Genomic DNA, 20,848 nt, shown 5'->3' with positions numbered 1-20,848 from the left:
TTGACGGCGGCAACTCCCTTTACCGCCGTCCAATTGCTCACTCCCCCAACCTCTCCGCCAATCCGGAATAACGCTCGGTCTTTTTCCGCACCGCTTGTGCCAGCAGGGCGCGATCGCCGTAGAGATCGAGTTTCGCCTTGGCGCGGGTGATGCCGGTATAGACCAGCTCGCGGGTCAGCAGCGGGCTGGGGCTGTCGGGCAGCACCAGCACGGTATGGGCAAACTCCGACCCCTGGGATTTGTGGATGGTCATGGCGTAGACCGTCTCGTGGGGCGGCAGCCGACTGGGCAACAGCGCCCGCAATGTGCCATCCGGCTGCTCGAACCATACCTTGAGCCGCCCGGTTTCATCGGGCAGGCAGAGCCCCATATCACCGTTGTAGAGGCCGACCCCGTGGTCGTTGCGCACCACCATCACCGGGCGACCGGCATACCAGTCGCCATCGCGGGCAATCAGGCCAGCCCGTGACAGGGCCAGTTCCAGCCGCTCGTTAAGTCCCAGTACCCCGAACGGGCCATCGCGCAGGGCGCAGAGGATCTGGAAGCTGTTGAATGCCTTGAACACGGCGGCGGGCGATTCCCCCGCGCGGGCTGCCTTCAGATAGCTGCCGTAACCGGCCCCCCCCTGGGCAATCAGGGCGTCGTAGGCCTCCCCCGCCCAGGGGTGCAGGCTGATATCGGCAAAGCCCATGCCCCAGACAGCTTCCACCGCCGCGGCATCGCCGCTGTTGCAGGCGCGCGCCAGCTGGCCGATGCCCGAATGCTGATCAAAACGCCAGCTTTTGGCCAGCAAACAGAGGCTGTCGCGCACCGGCGCCCCCACGGGCGTACCCTGCAAGCGGTAGCCGGTCTGGCGGGAGAGCCAATCCGCCTGCGCCGGACTGATGCCCTGTTCGATAAAGCTGCAGATATCGCCGAGCACGGCCCCCGCCTCCACCGAGGCGAGCTGATCCTTGTCGCCAAGCAGGATCAGGCGGGCGTGGCTTGGCAACGCATCGAGCAGCCGCGCCATCATCGGCAGGTCGACCATGGAGGCCTCATCCACCACCAGCAGGTCGAGGTGCAGCGGGTTGCCCGCATGGTGGCGGAACTGACTGCGCCCCGGAATGACCCCGAGCAGCCGGTGCAGGGTGCCCGCCTCGGTGGGGATCGCTTCCACCCACTCGGGGGGCAGATCAAGAGCCTGCAGGGCAGAACCGATACTCTCGGTCAGGCGCGCCGCCGCCTTGCCGGTGGGGGCCACCAGCCGGATCGCCGGCGCCTTGCCCGCCTGCAGACCGGTCTCCACCAGAATGGCGAGCAGTTTGGCCACAGTCGTGGTCTTGCCGGTGCCGGGGCCGCCGGAGATCACCGCAAAGGGGCGCGCCGCCGCGGTGGCCGCCGCCAGCTTCTGGCCGTTGCAGCAGAGCGCCTCGGGCACCAGCGCATCCAGCTTGCCCAGATCGCTCGCAGCCTGGGCGCTGGCCAGCAGCCCCTCGATGGCGAGCCAATCCACTTCATTGGGGAACACCAGATCCAGATACTTTTCGATAAAGTGGCGAGCCGAGAAGTCGGTGGCGAGGCGGGCTTTGAGCAGCGCCGCGAACACCAGCCCGTAGTCGCGAGCAAACAGCCGCGACAGGGCCGGGGCTATCTCCGGCCATTCGGCGCGCTCGCTCAGGGTACGCAGATGGCGGGCCACCCCCAGTTCAAAATCGTGGTAACGGGTGAGATAGAGCCGACCGTGCCACAGCCGCAGCGGCCAGCGCGGGGCGAGCCCCTCATCCTGTTCGGTACCAACCAAGGGACTCTCTGCAAACAGGGCGGGCCAGCGGGCAGGATCCGCCAGATCCAGCAGCAGATCCCGGCTCTGCTGGGGATCCAGCCCGAACGGGCGCAGGGATCCGGCAGCGAACATCTCCAGCGGCAGACAGACATGGCCACGCCCCAGTTCGAAGCAGGTGAGCGCCGCCCCCAGCACCAGCTCGGGGCTGCCGCCAAGGTCGGCCACCAGCCGGGCAAATTGCAGATCCAGCTGGCGGATGCGGCCAGCCAGCGCCAGTGTTTTGAGCCGTTCAACCATCATTGCGCTGGCTGCGGTGCTGATCATGGTGCCGCTCATGCCTCTACCTCGTTTAATTCTGCTGATGACACCCCGCCGGAGCGATCACCATTTCTAAACAACTCATCCAGCCCCAGCACCAGTTCACGGCTCGGGCGGGTATGGAAAATGCCCCCCTGCGGCATGCCGCGCAGGAACAGATAGAAGACCCCGCCAAAATGCCGGTCGAAATCGTAGCCCGGCAGCCGCAAGGCGAGCAGCCGATGCAGGGCCAGCGAATAGAGCTGGTATTGCAGATCGTAGCGATGCTCGACCATGGCCCGCTCCAGGGCCGGGCGGCCGTAATCGGCGGGGCTCATGCCAAGGTGGTTCGATTTGTAGTCGAGCAGATACCAGCGCCCCTGCCACTCGAACACCAGGTCGATGAAGCCCTTGAGCATCCCCTGCACGGTGGCAAAGCTGAGCGGCTTGTTGCCCCGCGACAGCGGGTCGTGCTGCTGGCAGAGCGCGGTCAGCGCCGGTGCCGTCACCCGCCCCATGGGCAGGAAGAACTCCAGCTCCACCTGCTTGCGCTCGGGCGCCAGATCCCGCAGCCGCACCAGCTCACCAAAGCCGGTATCGAGCGGGGTATCCAGCACCGCCTCCACCTGCTGTTGCAGCACCGGGGCCCAGCTCTCGTCGAAGCCATCCTGCGCCAACAGCGCGGCAATGTGCTCCGCCAACGGCTCGCCCGCGGCGCTTTGAAAGTCGATGGTCTCGAACAGGCTGTGCAGCAGGGTGCCGGGGCGCGCCCCTTTCGGGAAGGTAAAGATGGAGGGCTGGGGAGTCTCCTCCGGTTGTTCTGCCGCCAGAGTGGCCGCCTCGGTCACCACCTCGTCATCGAAGCCAGGATTGGCCAAGACCCCCTTGCTGTGACCGTGCCCCTGCGCAGCCAGCCCGGAGTAGGAGCTGATCCACCAGTCCCGCTCAAGGGAGCCGGTAAAGTGGCGCACCTGCGGCTCGCCCAGCTGCTCCTCCTCTGGCGGCAGCGGGGCCGGACGGGTGAGCGAGGGCTCACCGACGGCCACCCCGGGCAGCGCCTGCGCCAGCTCGGTCAGGGCGGTCGCCAGCGTCTGCGCATCCCCCTCTTCGCCCTTTTGCAGCAGGTAGCCGATGGCGGTATGGTGCAGGTCGGTCTTCTCCGACTTGCCCGCCCCGGAGCGCACCGGCGCCAGCCCGAGCCAGGTGGCATAGACCCCCCGGGTCAGGGCCACGTAGAGCAGGCGCAAGTCTTCGGCGAGGCGCTCCTTGTCGGCCTCGGCCAGGGACGCCTCGGCACCGGTGAGATCGAGCACGGTGCGATTGCCCGCCTCCCCCGTTTCGTGGAACAGGGGGGTGTCGGCGGCGCGGTGGCTGCAAATGAACGGCAGGAAGACCAGCGGGTACTCCAGCCCCTTGGATTTGTGGATGGTGACGATCTGCACCAGCTTGCGCTCGGATTCGAGGCGCAGTACCTGCTCAGCATCTTGCCCGTTGGGGCGACTCACCGCCTCCCCCAGCCAGCGCAGCAGGGCATACTCCCCGTCCAGCTCGCTGCTCACCTGTTGCAGCAGCTCGCCAAGATGGAGGAAGTTGGTCAGCCGCCGCTCGCCATAGGGGCTCGCCAAAAGCGAAGAGGCGAGATTGCGCCGGTGCAGCAGGGCCCGCAGCATCGCCAGCACGCCGCGGCGATGCCAGATCTTGCGGTACTCCATAAACTCCTGCACCGCGCTCTCCCACGCCCGCTCGTCGCTGGCCAGCCCATCGAGCGCCTTGGCGTCGAGATCAAACAGCCCGGTCGCCAGCGCGGCCCGCAGGCTGCGCTCTTCGCTCGGGTTCTGGCAGGCGTGCAGGATCAGCAAAATCTCCCGCGCCTCCGTCTGCTCCAGCACGCTCTCGCGGTTCGACAGATAGACGGAGGCGATGGCGAGGCGCGCCAGCTCCTGCTGCACCAGCTTGCCCTCGGCGCCAGTGCGCACCAGCACGGCGATATCTCCGGCCTTCACCGCCTGATCACCGATCAGCGCCTTGCCCTCGCGGGCCAGGGTCAGCAGGCGGTGGATCTCGGCGGCGGTGGCGCGCGCCATCTTGCTCTGGTACTCCCCCTTGTTGAAGGTGGGCTGGCCGGTCAGCTGCCAGCAGTGGAGCACTGGAGCGGCTTCGCCATCGAGCAGCAGCGCCTTGTTCTTGCCCTGCGCCTCCACCGGCAGGAAGGGGATATCCGCCTCGTAGATAAAGGGATCCTTGGCCCGCTCGAACAGGCCGTTGACCGCCCCCACCAGCGCACTGCTGGAGCGCCAGTTGCGCCCGAGGGTGTAGTGGGCGCTCACATTTCGCCGCGCCTGAATGTAGGTAAAGATGTCGGCGCCGCGAAAGCCATAGATGGCCTGCTTGGGGTCACCGATCATCAATAGCGCCGTATCTGTGTGACCGCCGTAAAGCCGATGGAAGATGCGGTACTGCTGGGGGTCGGTATCCTGAAATTCGTCGATCATCGCCACCCGGTAGGTGGCGCGAATGCGCTCGCAGAGCCGCTCGCCAAGGCCGGAACCGAGCGCCCCGTCGAGATCTTTGAGCATGTCATCGAACGAGAGCTGATGAGCCTGCCGCTTGCTGGCCTGCATCCGGCTGCGCACTACTTTGGCCGCCCGTTGCAGGATCAGATCCCGAATACCGGGGCGGCTGGCCAGAAGCTCGTCTATCTGACTGAACAGCGGCAGGGTCGGCACGGCGCCCCCCTTCTTGAGGTTCTCCTCCAGCACCGTCTGGCCGAAGCGCTCCAGCTCCTTGGGAATGGCGTAGCCACTGCCTTCGTCCTGTGCCCAGTCAGCTATCTTGGCAAGCCACCCTTCGTAGTTCTTGCCGGTGTAGCGGCTGATCTGGCCGTCGGTCTGGCGGCGGATCTCGTCCGTCTGCGCCAGCCATTCGCTTTTCACTGCCGCGATGCGACTCATGGCCGCCTGATGGCGAGCGGCGAGGGTCTCATCCCCCAACGCGGGGTGGATCTCAAGCTCGCTGTTGTCGAGCCAGCTGCCCATCTCCCGCAGCAGGGCGGCGGGGCTCGGCCAGAGCGCGCGCACCGCGCTGGCGAGGGCTTTATCCACCGGATAGAACTCGGCGCGCCAGTAGTCGCTCACCGCCTGCAGTCTGAGCTGGCTGTCGTCGGTGAGAAATTCGGTTTCAAAGAGGGCGCCCGACTCGAAGGCGTTCTGTTTCAGCATCCGCTGGCAGAAGCCGTGGATGGTAAAGACCGCCGCCTCGTCCATCTGCCGCTCGGCAGCCAGCAGGCGGCGGGCTGCCAATTCGTGATCCTCCACCTCTGCCAGCAGTTGGGCCAGCAGGGTGTCACTGCTATGGCCGCGCATAAAAGCGAGCCGCGCCTCGTGGATGCGACCGCGGATCCGCCCGCGCAGCTCGGCGGTGGCCGCTTCGGTAAAGGTCACCACCAGGATCTCGGTCACCGAGAGCGGCCGTTCATGGGCGCTCGGCTGACCAGAATCGGCCCCCTCTTCGATGAGCGGGCCGTGGCCCAGCAGCAGGCGCAGGTAGAGACCAGCGATGGTGTAGGTCTTGCCGGTACCGGCGGAGGCCTCGATCAGTCGTTCACCATGGAGGGGAAAACGCAGGGTATTGAGCGGGTTAGCCATTATTTCAGCTCCTCCAGGGTCTTGAGCAGCGGGGTCAGGTGTTCGCGGGCCAGCGCCTGCAACTGACCCAGCACCTCGTCATCGAGTTCGGGGAAGCAGCGGGCGACGTAAACGTCTTGCCCCTCCCCATTGATCATCCAGCCGCCGTTGAAACGGGTGAGGGCCGCCTTGTCGGCCGCCTCCGGCTTGTCGGGATCCTTCTCGATCGCCTTGAGCCAATCCCAGACGGTGTTGGGGAAGAACGGCAGCGGCCGCTTCATCCCCTGTGCCCAGCACGCCACCAGCGCCGCCAGCTTGGGCCGCGCCTCGTCGGCAGCGAGTACAGGCAGGCGCAGACTCTGTTTGGCATCGAACAGCAGAGTGTCGCCGGGGGCGCCGCTCAATGAGAGGCAGAGGTGCTGGATCCAGCCCAGCAGCAGATCCTTGCCGTTGAAGCTGCCGGGCTTGACCACCAGCAAGCGCCCCTTCTGAGTGTCGATCCACCCTTGCAGTTGGCCCTGAGTGAGGGAGATATCGATCTCCACCGCCTGCTTTTCTGACTCATTGGCAGCAACCCATGGCCGCAGCCGATCCGCCAGCTTGCCCATCTCGGCGTCCAGATCGTCCAGCAGCAGGCTGCCGAACCACCCTTGCGGCAGCAGGCCGGTGAGCTGCAACCGCTCGCGACGCTCGGTACTTTCACCTTCCGCCAGATGGGCATCGAGCAGCAGATCTTTCAGCTGATAATGTTGCAGGCCATCCAGCTCGAACGGCTCGCTGTCCTCGATGTTGGCCTCGTTCAGCTCAAACCACACCTTGAGGCGACGGTTGAGGAAATATTTGGTGGGCTGGCGATAGAAGCGCAGCAGCTCTGCCAGCTCCAGCCCCTGCTCCTTGCCCCATTCGGGAGGCAAAGGCAGCTCGCCGCTCTGGAAGTTGGCCGCGCCGCGCACCGGATTGAGCGCAGGCAGCCAGTCGGCGGCATAGGTAAAGAGGCGCGAACCCGGCTCCGGGTAGAAGTAGTCGCGACTGTAGGGGGTGAGCGGGTGCGCCACCATCAGGTGGTTGAGCAGCCGCTTGCCGGAGGTTTCGTCGTCAAGATCCTCATCCCCCGCCAGCACAAAGCCCTGCCGCACATAGTCGATCAGCTCCGCCAGCAGCACCGACGGCACCTTGTCGCTGTTGTCCTGCGCGCTGAAGCCCTGATAGCTGATGTAGAGCCCCTGCTGGGCGCTGAGCAGCGCCTCAAGGAAGAGGTAGCGGTCATCATCGCGACGGGAGCGATCCCCACGCCGCGACGCTACCGCCATCAGATCGAACCCCATGGGGGCCAGGGTGCGCGGGTAGACGCCGTCGTTCATGCCGAGCAGACAGACCTGCTTGAAGGGGATGGAGCGCATCGGCATCAGGGTGCAGAAGTTGACCTGACCGGCGAGGAAGCGCTGGCTGGAGCGGGACTCCCTCAGCACGCTGCCGAGGTAATCCTGCAGCAGGTCGGCGGTAATGGGCTGCTCGAAACGGGCTTCGCCGAGCCGGGTCTGCCACTCGGCCAGCAGGCAGCGAATAAGCTGAAGCTGACGCTCTTCATCCTCGTCGGCCAAATAGAAGCGCTCCAGCAGCGCCAGCAGGCAGGCGTTCCACTCGGCCAGCGGCTGCGCCTGTTGCAGGCGGGGCAAAAACTCGGCCAGCGAATCGACGAACCAGGCTAGCTTGCCGAGTGCCAGCCCCTGCTGACCCTCGATATCGGCATAGGGCAGAATGCCCGCCACCGGCTCGCCATCCCCCATGGCAAAGCCGAGCAGCATGCGGCGCAGACCGAACAGCCAGCTGTTGCCGGACATGGGCGGAAGATCGAAACGGACGGGGTAACCGTCATCCAGCCCCCAGCGGATGCCGGTCTCCTGCACCCAGACCCGCAGCTGGTTGAACTCGTCGTCATCCAGCTCGAAGCGGCGCAGCACGGCGGGCACCTCGAGAATGGCGAGCAGCTCCCCTGCCCCGAAACGGGCGTTGGGCAGCCTGAGCAGGGCGAGGAAGCTTTGCAGCAGCGGGCTCTCCTGACTCGCCGCCCGATCCGATACCGCAAACGGGATCTGGCCCCGCGCGCCAAACACCGCCTGAATGTAGGGGCCGTAGCTGTTTACATCCGGCATCATCACCACCACATCTTTCGGGGTGAGGGTCGGGTCCTGCTCGAACAGCGCCAGCAGCCGATCGTGCAGCACCTCGAGTTCGCGCATCGGGCCGTGGCAGGCGTGGATCTGCAAGGATCCATCCGCCGGATCGATCGGGCTCTTGTGGTGACTGCTGTCGAGATCGAACTGACCGGCGCCTCGCTCGGCCAGCTCCAGCACATCCTTCTGGATGGCATGCAGCAGCTTGATATTGCCTTTGCCATCCACCTCGTCGATATCGACGAAAGCCTCGATTTGCGGCACCTCCAGCTCCATCAGCTGGTGCAGGTAGTCGCGCCCCAGCTTGCCCATGGAGGCGAGCAGCGGGTTGGCGGGGCCCTGCAACGTCTCGATATCGGTGCCGGGTTTGAGCTTGTTCTCCAGCCGAGCCAGCGTCTTGCGATCCAGCAGATCTCCCCAGTAGTAGCGGCAGGGGTTGGTGACGAACAGGTGCACCTCCACCTCCGGCCGACTGCCGAGGGCCAGCAGCGCCTCCACATAGCGCGGCGGCAGCGCCGAGATGCCGAACACGAAGACCCGCTGCGGCAGCTTGCCCGGCAGATCGGCGGTGCGCTCCAGCTCGTGGATAAACTCCTCGTAGAGGTTGGCGCGGTGGTAGCCGCTCGGAGAGAGCGCCAGCGTGCGGGCCACCAGCTCGCGCCACAGCTCGGGCTGCCAATCCTGGCCGCTCACCCCGGCCAGCTCCTGACTCAATCCTTCCCCCTCTTCCCAACGGGCGATCCAGTCCGGCCGGTAGACCAGATACTGGTCAAAGAGATCCGCAACCTTCTGGCAGAGCTGCCACAACCGAACCTGCTCGGGATCCCTGGCGGGCTCCTCGTCCTCTCCACCGCCCAGATAGGCGGCGAGCGGGGCAAAGACGGAGCGATCCAGCAAGGCAGGCAGAATGGTCATCAGCTGCCAGCTCATGGAGCCCTTGTTGTAGGGGCTCTGGCGCGGCACATCTGCCAGCACCCGGGTGAACATCTCCCAGATAAAGCTGGCGGGCAGCGGAAAGTCGATATTGGCGGCGATGCCGAAAGCCTTGGCCAGCTCCAGCTTGAGCCACTGGGCCATGCCCGGACTCTGCACAAGGATCTGCTCCCGATCGAAGGGGTGAGAGAGAGGGGCCTGCCGGATGCGGCTCACCAGCAGCTCTTTGAGCAGATCCAGCTGATTGGAGTGGTAGAGGGTAAACATGAGCAATTCCCGCCTGTGGATGAGAGGGGGCGAGGGAAAAGGCGAGCCATTTCCGTCACTTCACAAGAGAGGGAATTGTCGGGGATCGGGGGATAAGATGCAAAAGGCACTTGTGGCCTGCAGGCGGGCAAACCGTTGAACCATGAGGGGGGCCGCAGATTTGTGCCGCTGCCTCACCGACCCGGAAAACGCAGACAGAAAAAAGCCGGTGCAGGGCACCGGCCAAAAGGCATTGGAAAACTCAAACTGACTGGCTGTTACCAGTTTTTGCCGAGACGGGCATCCACACTGAAAGCCCCTGCTCCGGCTGCCGCCAGCGCCAGGAAACCACCGGCGACGGAGACGTTCTTCATAAACATCAGCATCTGCATCTGTTCGGCAGGCTGGTAGTGGAAAATAAAGGCGGCCATCAGGGTGAAACCGGCCATCAGCACCGACAGGCTGCGGGTAAAGAGGCCCAGCATGATGGCGAGGCCACCACCCAGCTCAAGCAGGATCACCAGCGGCAGGATAAAGCCCGGCACCCCCATCGCTTCCATATAGCCTTGAGTACCTGCGTAACCGCCGATCTTGCTCCAGCCCGCCATTACGAACATCAGCGCCAGCAGTACACGACCCGCCAGCAGCGCTACATCTTTCATCTTGTCCATTTCATATTCCTCGTTTGTGTCACATCACCGCTGACTGCTTCAGGGTAGGTCAAATAACAGAGCTTGGCTGGCACTGGTCGCAACCAGCTCCCACCGGTATTCATCACGACTGAGTACCCCGTCGCCGGGTCGGGCAGCCAGACCGTTTGCGGTCAACTCCCCTGAAATCATCTGCAGGTAACCGTGTCGGCCAGCCAGTGCCCATTCGAGCGTCTCGCCCGGGGCCAGTTCCAGCCGCCATACGCGGGCCTGTTGGCGGATCCGCAGCGATCCTGCCTCACCATCCGGTGACGCCACCAGCGTCATGCCCGGTCTGGACTCGATCTTCTTCTGCTGATATCCGGGTGGCGTGCCGAACTCGTTCGGCTCGATCCAGATCTGCAACAGGGAGAGAGGATCCGTCTGCGAGGGGTTGTACTCGCTGTGGCGGATCCCGCTGCCTGCGCTCATCAGCTGGAAATCCCCTGCCGGGATCTGCTCGGCATGGCCGAGGCTGTCCTTGTGCTCTATGGTGCCTTGCAGCACGCAGGTGAGGATCTCCATATTGGCGTGAGGATGGGTGGCGAATCCGCCACCCGGCGCAACCAGATCCTGATTGATCACCCGCAGCACCGAGTGCCCCATCCACTCCGGGTCATAGTAGTGACCGAAGGAGAAACTGTGGCGCGCGTCCAGCCAGCCAAAGTTGGCCTTGCCCCGCGCTTCTGCGGCTCTCAATTGCATCATGGTCTGTTCCTCACCTACCGAGACGGTTGATTAACGCTGTTTGCCGCTACCGATACCGAACGGAATACGGTATTCGCTGCTCTGGTCAGCCAGGCTGACGGTCAGGTTGCCCTGGGTGCGGCTCGGGATCCGCACCTGCTGGGTGCCTGTCAGATTGGCGTGGACTGATGCCAGCAGATCGCCAGACTCGTCACGCACTTCCAGCATCGGATTGGCTTTGCCATCCATTGCGGCAGTGGCGTTCCAGTTCACAAACAGCACACCGGGCATGGCATTGAAGTCAGCCGGTACGGAAGCTTGGGCGAAACCTGTGGTCATCAGGCCTGCAACGGCCAGCATCTTGATTACGTTTTTCATGTTCATTCACTCTCTTGTTTTATATGTCATTGCCAAGGCCTTTTCGGCCAGAATCAATGCATCCATGCAAGAGGTTATTCAAATAGTGTGTTGTTCTTTCACCGACATCAGACAGACCGATTTGGTGTGTCACAGTGCGGAACTACCCGCATATTTGGCCGCTCGACGTTCCTGCCTAAGCGTTGATTGAATATTAAAGTGACATGACCTAACTTGTTAGCGAGATAAACTGGCAAACATATTCAAAAAAATTGAAGGTAAGGAATGGCCAAGGAATCGAACAAGGAGCGGGCGCTGACCCTGGAGGCAATCCGGGTGCTGGACGCCATCGACCGCCGCGGCAGCTTTGCGGCGGCGGCCGACGAGCTGGGCAAGGTGCCCTCGGCATTGAGCTATACGGTGCAGAAGCTGGAAGACGAACTGGATGCCATGCTGTTTGACCGCAGCGGCCACCGCACCAAGTTCACCCCGGCCGGACGCATGCTGCTGGAGCGCGGCCGGGTGCTGCTGGAGGCAGCCGAGCATCTGGTAGGCGAGACCCGGGCGCTGGCCCGTGGCTGGGAGACCGACATCACAGTCGCCGTCGATGCGCTGGTCCCGGTGCAGGCCCTCTACCCCTTGGTGGAGAAGCTGGCCGAGCAGACCGATACCCGACTGCGACTGCGGGCCGAGGTGCTGGCGGGTAGCTGGGAGTGTCTGGAAGATGGCCGCGCCGACCTGCTTATCTCCTCCATCAATCCGGACATCATGATGACCGGCATCAAGCATCAGGTGATCAAGGACGAGGTGATGCTCTACGTCGCCCATCCCGATCATCCGCTGCATCAGGAGCCCGAACCCTTGGCCGACGAGACCCTGCGCCGCTACCGCGCCATCGCGGTGGCCGACACAGCCCTGCGCAAACCGGTTCTCACCTACCGCCTGCTGGACAAGCAGCCGCGCCTCACTGTCAGCACCATGACGGAGAAACGGGATGCCCTGTTGGCAGGGATCGGGGTCGGCACCATGCCACAGAGCTGGATTGAGGAGGACATCAAAGCAGGTCGGCTCAAGGTGATCAGCCCCGAATATCGCCATCAGATCCAGGTCGTGCTGGCCTGGCGGCGAGACACCATGGGCAAGGCCAAAAGCTGGCTGGTGCGGGAAATACCAAAACTGTTTGCGGCTGGTGAGAAATGAGATCCAGTTAACAGAAATGTTAATTGCATGCCTCACTTGACGCCCAATATCTTTGCTGATTTCATAGCCGCCTCATTGAACCCATGGAAGCTGTAGAAAATGAAAAAGAGTTTGCTGGTTGCCCTCACCACCCTGCCCCTGTTTGCCAATGCCGGCCTGATGGATTCGCTGACCGACAGCGTCACCAGCAGTGTCAAGGATGCGGCCAGCACTGCCGTATCCGGTGCCATGGACAGTGCATCCAACGAAGCCATCAAGAAGGCACTGGATATCAAGGAAGGCGGCTCCAACAAGCAGGCTATTAAAGAGAAGCTGGGCGCTCCTGCCACCACCAAGACTGAATCCGGTCTGGAAGTATGGACCTATGACCTGGATGCCCTGAAGAAGGCCTCTCCGCTGCTGGCAGAGACAACCACAACCCTGCTGAAAGATACCGACGCCGCCAAGAAAAACGTGGTCATCAAGTTCGAAGGCGAAACCGTCAAGAAAGTAGAGCTGACCGACAAGGCTCAGGGCTAAGTTCGCTCGTCCGGTGGAGTGGGCTGCACACTCGCACCGACACAGATAGCAAGAGGGGGGAGCATCAGGCTCCCCTCTTTTATTGGCAATCACCAGCGTTCAACCAATCTGCTGCTCAACGTAGTAAACGCAAAAAGGGTGGCCTCGGCCACCCTTGGGTTGATAACAGCAGTCGCTGTTACTGGTTCGCTTCGGCGAACTGCTTCATCGCTTCGGCGTGCTTGGTCATACCGGCGGCACGCTCGTTGAGCTTCTTGATGAACTCCGCCTTCTTTGCCGGATCTTCAATGCGGTCATAACGTTGCTGCAGGTTGGCCTGGATCTGCTCCGGGGTCATGTTCTGCATGCGGGCCATCTTGTCGTGGCGACCACCGTGGTGTTTGCCACCCATCATGCCACCACCGTCCATCGGGCAATCCACCATGGCACCGGACTGGCCAGTGGGGGCTGCTTCACTGGCTGCATAGGCGCCCAGCGGCAGGCCAAGGATCAGGGTGGCGGTCAGCAGGGTTTTGGTCAGCTTTTTCATGGTCTATCTCCTGTAGGGATGATTCTGGTTCGGCGCTCTTGCCTTGCCCTCAAGTAAACACCCTGTCGGTGTCTGAACTTTGCCAGCATCGCCCTTTTTTGTAGCAGAGTGTGGCATCGTGCGGATCTGGCACACTTTGACACAAACCGCCGGGCGGATTTTCGTATACTCGTGCCAACGCCAAGCAGGGGAGGTATTCATGAATCAGGGCAGCACCCACATTCTGGTGGTCGACGACCACAGCGAGATCCGCGATCTGTTGAAGCGCTTTCTGGAACAGCACGGCCTGCGGGTCAGCTGCGCCCGGGATGGCAAGGAGATGAAGCGACTGCTGGAAGAGCGGGAGTTCGACCTGCTGGTGCTGGATCTGATGATGCCGGGTGAAGATGGTCTGACCCTCTGCCGCGAGCTGCGGGTCAAATCGAACCTGCCCATCATCATGCTCACTGCCATGGGGGAAGAGACCGACCGCATCATCGGATTGGAGATGGGGGCCGACGACTATCTGGCCAAGCCTTTCAATCCGCGCGAGCTGCTGGCGCGCATCAAGGCGGTGATGCGCCGCACCCAGGCCGAGACCCAACCCGCCGCCGAGACCCTGACCCGGGATCTGCGCTTCGATCGCTGGCTGCTCGACGTCAATCGCCGGGAGCTGGTCGATGAGGATGGGGTGGGCCTGAGCCTCTCCACCGCCGAGTTCGATCTGCTCAAGGTGTTTCTCGAACGCCCGCAGCGAGTGCTGAGCCGGGATCAACTGCTGGATCTGGCCCGTGGCCGCGAGGCGGTAGCCTTCGATCGCGCCATCGATACTCTGGTGAGCCGCCTGCGCCGCAAGCTGGAGCGGGATCCCAAGAATCCGGAGCTGATCAAGACCATCTGGGGTGGTGGTTATATGTTCTCCGCCGACGTGACGCAGGTTTAAGCAGTGGGCACCTTGCGACGACTGTGGGCACGGATGTGGCCCAAGGGGCTGACCGGCCAAATCATTCTGGTGGCGCTGGCGGGGTTGATCCTGATCCAGCTGCTCAGTATCCAGATCTACCGCACGGATCGGGAGGAGGCGCTCGGCTTCGTCAACAGCCGCAACGCCATGCAGCGGATCATCTCTGTGGTCAGGCTGCTTTCCCTCTCCCCCCGTCCCTCTATGACGAGATCCTCAAGGCGAGCCGCAGCGAGACCCTGCTGCTGCGCCTCTCCGACGAACCGCTGCAACCGGATAACCGCAGCCCCCGCTTCGAGCAGCTGGTGCGCTCGCGCCTCAACTACCCCCCCGGCCTCACCGTCGAGATCAGTGCCGAGCTGAAAGAGGATACTCAGCGCAGCAAGGCGTGGGAACATCATGCTCGCATGATGCGGGATCGCAAGGGACCGCCCCCACCGCGGGATATGCGGCTCTATGGCTCCATCGAACTACCGCAGGGGGGCTGGCTGCAGTTCAGCTCGCTGGTCGACAAGGAGGCAGGCAGCTGGTCGTGGCAGACCACCCTCAACCTGATGCTGGTCGCCAGTCTGGTGATCGGGCTGATGGTGCTGCTGTTTCGCCGCGCCACCCGCCCGCTCAAGCAGCTGGCAGGCAATGCGGAGCGGCTCGGACGGGGCGAGGATATCGAGCCCTTGAAAGAGGAGGGGCCGACCGAGATCCGCGAATCGATTCAGGCCTTCAACCGGATGCACACCCGGCTCGACCGCTTCGTGCAGGACAGAACCCGGATGCTGGCGGCCATCTCCCACGATCTGCGTACCCCCATCACCAGCCTGCGGCTGCGCACCGAGTTTCTGGCCGATGGCGAGGACAAGGAGCGGATCCAGCAGACCCTGCAACAGATGGAGCAGATGCTGGCCGCGACCCTCAGCTTTGCTCGCGAGGAGGGGCAGCAGGAGGCTACCCGCGAGCTGGATCTGGTCAGCCTGCTGGTCAGCCTGTGCGATGACTATGCCGATACCGGCCAGCCGGTCACCTGTCTGGCGGAGGGCAAAGAGGTCTACGCCTGTCGGGCCAACACCCTGCGCCGGGTGCTGCAGAACCTGATCGGCAACGCCATCAAATATGCCGGCAGCGCCGAAGTGTCGCTGGAGCGGCGCAAGGAGGAGCTGTTGATCCGGGTCTGCGACAACGGACCGGGGATCGATCCGGCGCGGCTCGAGGATGTGTTCAAACCCTTCGTGCGGCTCGATGAAGCGCGCAACACCGAGTCGGGCAGTGTCGGGCTGGGCCTCTCCATCGCCCGCACCCTGGTCCATCAGCACGGCGGCGAGCTGACCCTGCTCAATCGGCCACAGGGGGGACTGGAGGCGCGGATCAGCCTGCCGCTGTAAGTAGTCACTCTATCCGCCAGCCTTGTCATGTCGCCGTTTGCATCATGCAAACTTCATCATTTGAGCGCTTGTTCTTCGAGCAGAAAGACGGTGATAATCGGTGACCACGGGACGGTATACGGCAACGGATTGGAGCAAGGATGGCCTCTTCCAGGACAGGAGTCATAGTCAGTATCGGGTGGGGGCTCCTGCTGCTCGCCCTTGCCCTGCCTGCATGGGCCAAAGCCCCGGAAGAGCCGATCATCATTACCAACTCCAAAGCCTGGCAGCCCTTCTCCTATATCAATGAGTCGGGCCAGCCGGATGGCCTGCTGATCGATTTATGGCGTGAATATGCCCGGGTGACCGGCCAGAAGATCGAGTTCAGGCTGGTCGACTGGCAAGGCTCCCTCGACCTGCTCCATGAGGGGAAAGCGGATGTTCACGCCGGACTGCTCTGGTCACCGGAGCGGGACAAGCTGTTCGACTATGGCCGGCCTCTCGCCCAGCTCGACTCCCAGCTCTTCTTCTCGAGCGAATTGCGCGGCACCGATGTACATTACTACCTGCTCCATGAAACGGTCGGAGTGGTTGCCGGTGGCTACGAGGAGTATTACGCCAGACGCTACTTCCCCGGCACCAGACTGCAGACCTTCAATGACAATGACACCCTGCTGGCGGCGGCCTTTCGGGGCGACATAAAAGCCTTTATCGCCGATCTGCAGGTCGCCAACTTCTACATCTATACCTCCGACGATCCCACCCGCTTTATTCCGGTTCGCCACCTCTATACCGACCAGATCCGCTTTGCAGTGAGAAAGGGCGACCTTGCCCTGTTACACCGGCTGGAAGAGGGCTTCGCCAAGCTCAAAGAGAGCGATCGGGAGCGGATCATCCGCAAATGGATGCATGTCGAAACCGTCTACCCCATCCATCTCGGTCCCTGGCTACTGCTTGCCGGGGTGTTGATCATGGTGGCCTACATAGTGCAACTGCGCCGCGCCGTCGCCAGCCGCACCGCCGAGCTGAGCCGCGCCAACGCCAGACTGGAGAAACTGGCCAGTACCGACCCCCTGACCGGCCTGCTCAACCGACGGGCATTCATGCCCGCCATGGAGCAACGACTGGCAAGCGGGGAGCCCTGTGCTCTGTTGCTGTTCGATGTGGATCACTTCAAGGAGACCAATGACCGCTTTGGTCATGGCATCGGGGATCTGTTGCTGGAAAAGCTGGCCACGACTGTGACCAACCTGTTGCCCGAAGAGGCTCTGCTGGCTCGCATCGGCGGCGAGGAGTTTTGCCTGCTGCTGCCGCTGGCCACACTGGCCGAGACAGAGCAGTGGGCCAAACGCCTCTGTCAGGAGTGCAATCAACAAACCCTGTACACCAACAATAGTGTAGTGACACTATCCATCAGCACAGGTGCAGTCTGGGTAGCAGCAAACAGAGAAGCAGATGCTGACCATCTATTGCGGCAGGCTGACGCCCTCATGTATCAGGCCAAGGGACTGGGGCGCAATACCTGGCAAGCAGCCCCCTATCAGGCATAGCCCCCTGACAGACGTGCAATAAAAACGGCCGCCATCGGAAGATGGCGGCCGCATGACAGGTTCCCTATTAGAAGTTGTAAGTCACGCCCAGGTTATAGCGGCGACCATCCAGCACAGTGCCATAGCTGCTGTAATCCACCGTCTTGTCGAACAGGTTGTAGACCCCGGCGGTCAGATCCAGATGCTTGTTGGCTTTGTAGACCAGGCCCATGTCAAAGAAGGTGTAGGAAGGAGTCCCCTCCGCCATCTTGACCCGGCTCAGGTATTCGGAGGTCTCGCCACGGAAGTTGACCCGTGACCAGAGGCTGAGATCCTCGGTGGTTTGCCAGTCAACACTGCCGTTGAACATGTGACGGGGCATCTGGTTGAGGGCATGACCCGCCAGTGGACCACTCTTCTGCTCGGACTGGGTAAAGGTGTAGCTGGAGCTGACCGACCAATCCTCATTGATGGCCCAATCCATCATCCCCTCGACACCGCGCATGTTCGCCTTGTCGACGTTGACCCGATCACTGATGAAGTCATAGCTGTGACCATTGAGGGTACAGGCGGGATCGCTCTTGCTGGTGCAACGACGCACTTCGGAGATCTTGTTCTTGAAGTCGGTGTTGAACAGGGTCACTCCGGCGTTGAAGCCCTGATGACCATTCCACAGCAGGCCGATCTCTTCACTCACGCTGGTCTCGGGTTTGAGATCAGGGTTACCGACCAGCATGCCATCCAGGCTACCACCACCGGTGACCTGACCCCAGTTGGCCGCTGACATCCGCAAGTCAGGAGAGCGGTAACCGGTCGAGACGCCTCCTTTCAAGGTCCAACTGTCATCCAGATGCCAAACTCCGTAGAGGCGAGGGCTCCAGTGAGAACCGTAGTTCTGATCCCGATCCATGCGTGCGCCACCGGTCAGGGCAAAGCTGTCAGTGAGTGACCACTCATCCTCGACAAACATCGCCCAGCTCCAGCGGGTCAGCTGCTCGGCAGGGTTGGCCACTTTCAGGGTATTGCCCTGATCGTGCAGATCCTCATAGCGATACTGACCACCGACACTCAGGTAGTGATCACCCAGAATAAACTGGGTATGGGTGTCGGCGATGGTGTTGGTGAGCTCCATCTTGCGGCCGGGGTTGGTGTTGGTCTCCTGCTGCAGATAGCTGCTGGAAGAGCCGAAATCATACTGGCCATCATGGGTCAGCGCATAGTTGGTGCGCTCGTATCGGTTAAGGCTATCTTTCGCCTTAGCAGCCAGCGAATTGCCGACCGTGCGATCCCGATCCTGCAGACTACGACTGGCTTCCAGATCGAAGCGGTTATGATCATCAGGCTTGAAGCTGAGCACGGCCGTGCCACTGCGAGTCTCCTGCTCGGCAAAACCCTGGATAAATTTGTCTTCACCACGATGTGCGAGCTGACCATTGAAACGCAGCCCCAACACGCCATCGATCAGTGAACCTGCGGTATAGGCATCGGTCTGGAAACTGTTGCCAGCATCCTTGTTCTCCTGGAAGGTAGAATCAGCATGAACCGAGCCCTGCCAAGCCAGACCGGTGGTCTTGCGGGTAATCACGTTAATCACGCCCCCCATGGCATCGGAACCATAACGGGATGACATGGGGCCACGGACGACCTCAATGCGCTCAATCGCCTGCAGTGGCGGCAACCAGCCCTGCTCGATACCCGGACCATCGCTGTTCGGGCGAGTGCCACGGCTATCCACCTTCTTGCCATCAACAAGCATCAGAGTGTATTTCGACCCCATACCGCGAATGCTGATATCACTGCTGCTGCCACCGCCGGTCACCACAACACCGGGCACATCCTTCAGGGCATCGGTCACATCGCGATAGGCCCGCTTTTCCAGCTGCTCACGGGTAATCACAGAGATGGAGGCAGCTGAGTCTTCAATCTTCTGCTGGAAGCCGGAAGCGGTGACGACCATCACCTCTTGTTCGGCAGCATAGGCCTGGGTCGTAAGAAGGGAGCAGATCAGCAAGGCAAGCTTGTTCGGTTTCAAAATTGTCATGTTTTAGCCTGAACATTATTAGTAGGAAGGTGACGTATTCCCTTACTTCACTCATTACAACGCCCTGGCATCCGGCCAGACGCAGTGCTAGAAAAGGCTCATTTGAAAAGCACTTTATTAATCAGCCCGCATTGTAACGACCCCGACCGGATCATTCAAACAATAATGATTATCATTTATCCCGTGTGGTATTCCTGCTACAAAACAGCTCGTTCTTGATAAGAGACTGTTTTAATGGAATAAATCCATAAACAAACACGGGAATTAAACAAACAAGCGGAAGCGATGACGTACCGTTGCAAGATGACCTGATTTAATCCTCAAGCTCTATCAGCTCGCAGCGGAACAATATCGCCAAGATGGGATGTGCTGCGATACAGAGGTGGAAACAGTAGCAAGAACGCCAATAGGGGAAGGTATTGGCATCGTGGTGGGATGTCGGCAGCTCACCAGCAGGCTAAAAATACCAAAACCCGGTCATGAAGCCGGGCTTTGTGTTGGTTCCGGTGTGCAACCATCGGGGTCAATTGGCAAAAACAGCCCATAGCAAAAAGGCCTTCCCATCAGGGAAGGCCTTCAAATTAGTGGCGGAGCGGACGGGACTCGAACCCGCGACCCCCGGCGTGACAGGCCGGTATTCTAACCGACTGAACTACCGCTCCGCATTCGGTTAGCTTTCGCTAAATCTTTGCTGCTTCTTCTGAGGTGTCATCCTCGCAGCCGGTCATGTGATTTCACATCACCGTTTAATTGGGTGCCTGGCAGTGTCCTACTCTCGCATGGCGAATGCCACACTACCATCGGCGCTACCGCGTTTCACTTCTGAGTTCGGCATGGGATCAGGTGGTTCCACGGCGCTATGGCCGCCAGGCAAATTCTTAATCTAGAAAGCTGACGTGAGTAGTGATGTTGCGCTTGGCTTGTCACTATCACTGAATTTGAGTAGTTCGTTCTATTTGCTACAAGCCTTAGAACACTTCTTGGGTGTTGTATGGTTAAGCCTCACGGGTAATTAGTATGGGTTAGCTCAACACATCACTGCGCTTACACACCCCACCTATCAACGTTGTGGTCTCCAACGGCCCTTTAGGACCCTCAAGGGGTCAGGGATGACTCATCTCAGGGCTCGCTTCCCGCTTAGATGCTTTCAGCGGTTATCGATTCCGAACTTAGCTACCGGGCAGTGCCACTGGCGTGACAACCCGAACACCAGAGGTTCGTTCACTCCGGTCCTCTCGTACTAGGAGCAACTCCCTTCAATCATCCAACGCCCACGGCAGATAGGGACCGAACTGTCTCACGACGTTCTGAACCCAGCTCGCGTACCACTTTAAATGGCGAACAGCCATACCCTTGGGACCGACTTCAGCCCCAGGATGTGATGAGCCGACATCGAGGTGCCAAACACCGCCGTCGATATGAACTCTTGGGCGGTATCAGCCTGTTATCCCCGGAGTACCTTTTATCCGTTGAGCGATGGCCCTTCCATTCAGAACCACCGGATCACTATGACCTACTTTCGTACCTGCTCGACCTGTCCGTCTCGCAGTTAAGCTGGCTTATGCCATTGCACTAACCTCCTGATGTCCGACCAGGATTAGCCAACCTTCGTGCTCCTCCGTTACTCTTTGGGAGGAGACCGCCCCAGTCAAACTACCCACCAGGCACTGTCCGCGAGCCCGATTCAGGGCCCTGCGTTAGAACATCAAACATACAAGGGTGGTATTTCAAGGACGGCTCCAGCGCAACTGGCGTCACGCCTTCAAAGCCTCCCACCTATCCTACACATGTAGGTTCAATGTTCAGTGCCAAGCTGTAGTAAAGGTTCACGGGGTCTTTCCGTCTAGCCGCGGGTACACCGCATCTTCACGGCGAATTCGATTTCACTGAGTCTCGGGTGGAGACAGCATGGCCATGGTTACACCATTCGTGCAGGTCGGAACTTACCCGACAAGGAATTTCGC

12 protein-coding genes, 1 tRNA gene, 2 rRNA genes and 1 pseudogene (1 of these 16 running past the window's edge) are annotated in these 20,848 nt (G+C 61.4%); 5 read left to right on the top strand and 11 right to left on the bottom strand.

Annotation, left to right across the window (positions count from 1 at the left end; all coding sequences use genetic code 11):
- Nucleotides 1–37 precede the first annotated feature (37 nt).
- From recD to ACTG20_RS03100, 6 genes are all read right to left on the bottom strand, one after another.
- The gene (recD, locus tag ACTG20_RS03125; protein WP_194495690.1) at nt 38–2,101 is read right to left on the bottom strand and encodes an exodeoxyribonuclease V subunit alpha; all 2,064 of its coding nucleotides are present in this window, start codon (nt 2,099–2,101) and stop codon (nt 38–40) included.
- Nucleotides 2,098–5,706: an exodeoxyribonuclease V subunit beta gene (gene recB, locus ACTG20_RS03120; RefSeq protein ID WP_194495691.1), complete on the bottom strand. Its 3,609-nt coding sequence runs from the start codon at nt 5,704–5,706 to the stop codon at nt 2,098–2,100. The genes recD and recB overlap by 4 nt, the downstream gene beginning before the upstream one ends.
- Nucleotides 5,706–9,059, bottom strand: a complete 3,354-nt coding sequence (gene recC, locus ACTG20_RS03115; RefSeq protein ID WP_194495692.1) for an exodeoxyribonuclease V subunit gamma — start codon at nt 9,057–9,059, stop codon at nt 5,706–5,708. Before recC ends, recB begins: the two co-directional genes overlap by 1 nt.
- Nucleotides 9,060–9,316: 257 nt before the next feature.
- The gene (locus ACTG20_RS03110; RefSeq protein ID WP_128834449.1) at nt 9,317–9,709 is read right to left on the bottom strand and encodes a DoxX family protein; all 393 of its coding nucleotides are present in this window, start codon (nt 9,707–9,709) and stop codon (nt 9,317–9,319) included.
- 39 nt (nt 9,710–9,748) lie between these two features.
- Nucleotides 9,749–10,435, bottom strand: a complete 687-nt coding sequence (locus ACTG20_RS03105; protein ID WP_005336514.1) for a pirin family protein — start codon at nt 10,433–10,435, stop codon at nt 9,749–9,751.
- Nucleotides 10,436–10,465: 30 nt separating this feature from the next.
- Entirely contained in the window at nt 10,466–10,798 is a 333-nt protein-coding gene (locus ACTG20_RS03100) for a hypothetical protein (protein ID WP_013723379.1), read from the bottom strand.
- Between the two features lie 258 nt (nt 10,799–11,056).
- On the opposite strand from ACTG20_RS03100, the gene ACTG20_RS03095 reads away from it, so the two are divergent.
- Both ACTG20_RS03095 and ACTG20_RS03090 read left to right on the top strand, forming a co-directional pair.
- A complete protein-coding gene (locus tag ACTG20_RS03095) occupies nt 11,057–11,971 on the top strand; it encodes a LysR family transcriptional regulator (RefSeq protein ID WP_194495693.1) in 915 nt (304 codons plus the stop codon).
- A 99-nt stretch (nt 11,972–12,070) separates the two neighbouring features.
- Nucleotides 12,071–12,490 carry a hypothetical protein gene (locus tag ACTG20_RS03090; protein WP_194495694.1) on the top strand — a complete coding sequence of 140 codons (420 nt, stop codon included), beginning with the start codon at nt 12,071–12,073 and terminating at the stop codon, nt 12,488–12,490.
- Nucleotides 12,491–12,668: 178 nt separating this feature from the next.
- On the opposite strand, the gene ACTG20_RS03085 is transcribed toward ACTG20_RS03090, so the two are convergent.
- The gene (locus ACTG20_RS03085; RefSeq protein ID WP_005336531.1) at nt 12,669–13,019 is read right to left on the bottom strand and encodes a hypothetical protein; all 351 of its coding nucleotides are present in this window, start codon (nt 13,017–13,019) and stop codon (nt 12,669–12,671) included.
- Between the two features lie 199 nt (nt 13,020–13,218).
- On the opposite strand from ACTG20_RS03085, the gene ACTG20_RS03080 reads away from it, so the two are divergent.
- The 3 genes and pseudogenes from ACTG20_RS03080 to ACTG20_RS03070 all read left to right on the top strand — a co-directional run bounded on the left by ACTG20_RS03080 (nt 13,219) and on the right by ACTG20_RS03070 (nt 16,864).
- Nucleotides 13,219–13,941, top strand: a complete 723-nt coding sequence (locus ACTG20_RS03080; protein WP_088868240.1) for a response regulator — start codon at nt 13,219–13,221, stop codon at nt 13,939–13,941.
- Between the two features lie 33 nt (nt 13,942–13,974).
- A pseudogene (locus ACTG20_RS03075) lies at nt 13,975–15,335 on the top strand (ATP-binding protein).
- Between the two features lie 140 nt (nt 15,336–15,475).
- Entirely contained in the window at nt 15,476–16,864 is a 1,389-nt protein-coding gene (locus tag ACTG20_RS03070) for a transporter substrate-binding domain-containing diguanylate cyclase (protein ID WP_194495695.1), read from the top strand.
- A gap of 67 nt (nt 16,865–16,931) precedes the next feature.
- On the opposite strand, the gene ACTG20_RS03065 is transcribed toward ACTG20_RS03070, so the two are convergent.
- The 4 genes from ACTG20_RS03065 to ACTG20_RS03050 all read right to left on the bottom strand — a co-directional run.
- A complete protein-coding gene (locus tag ACTG20_RS03065) occupies nt 16,932–18,884 on the bottom strand; it encodes a ligand-gated channel protein (RefSeq protein ID WP_194495696.1) in 1,953 nt (650 codons plus the stop codon).
- A gap of 585 nt (nt 18,885–19,469) precedes the next feature.
- A tRNA-Asp gene (locus ACTG20_RS03060) sits at nt 19,470–19,546 on the bottom strand.
- Between the two features lie 94 nt (nt 19,547–19,640).
- Nucleotides 19,641–19,755 (bottom strand): 5S ribosomal RNA (rrf, locus tag ACTG20_RS03055).
- A 120-nt stretch (nt 19,756–19,875) separates the two neighbouring features.
- Nucleotides 19,876–20,848: ribosomal RNA gene (locus ACTG20_RS03050) — 23S ribosomal RNA — on the bottom strand; it runs 1,917 nt beyond the window's last position.

The sequence above is a fragment of the Aeromonas sp. 84A genome (assembly GCF_051919345.1).
GTDB lineage: Bacteria > Pseudomonadota > Gammaproteobacteria > Enterobacterales > Aeromonadaceae > Aeromonas > Aeromonas veronii.
Note: the sequence above shows the minus strand (reverse complement) of the source record. Positions and strands in the feature narration are given on the sequence as shown.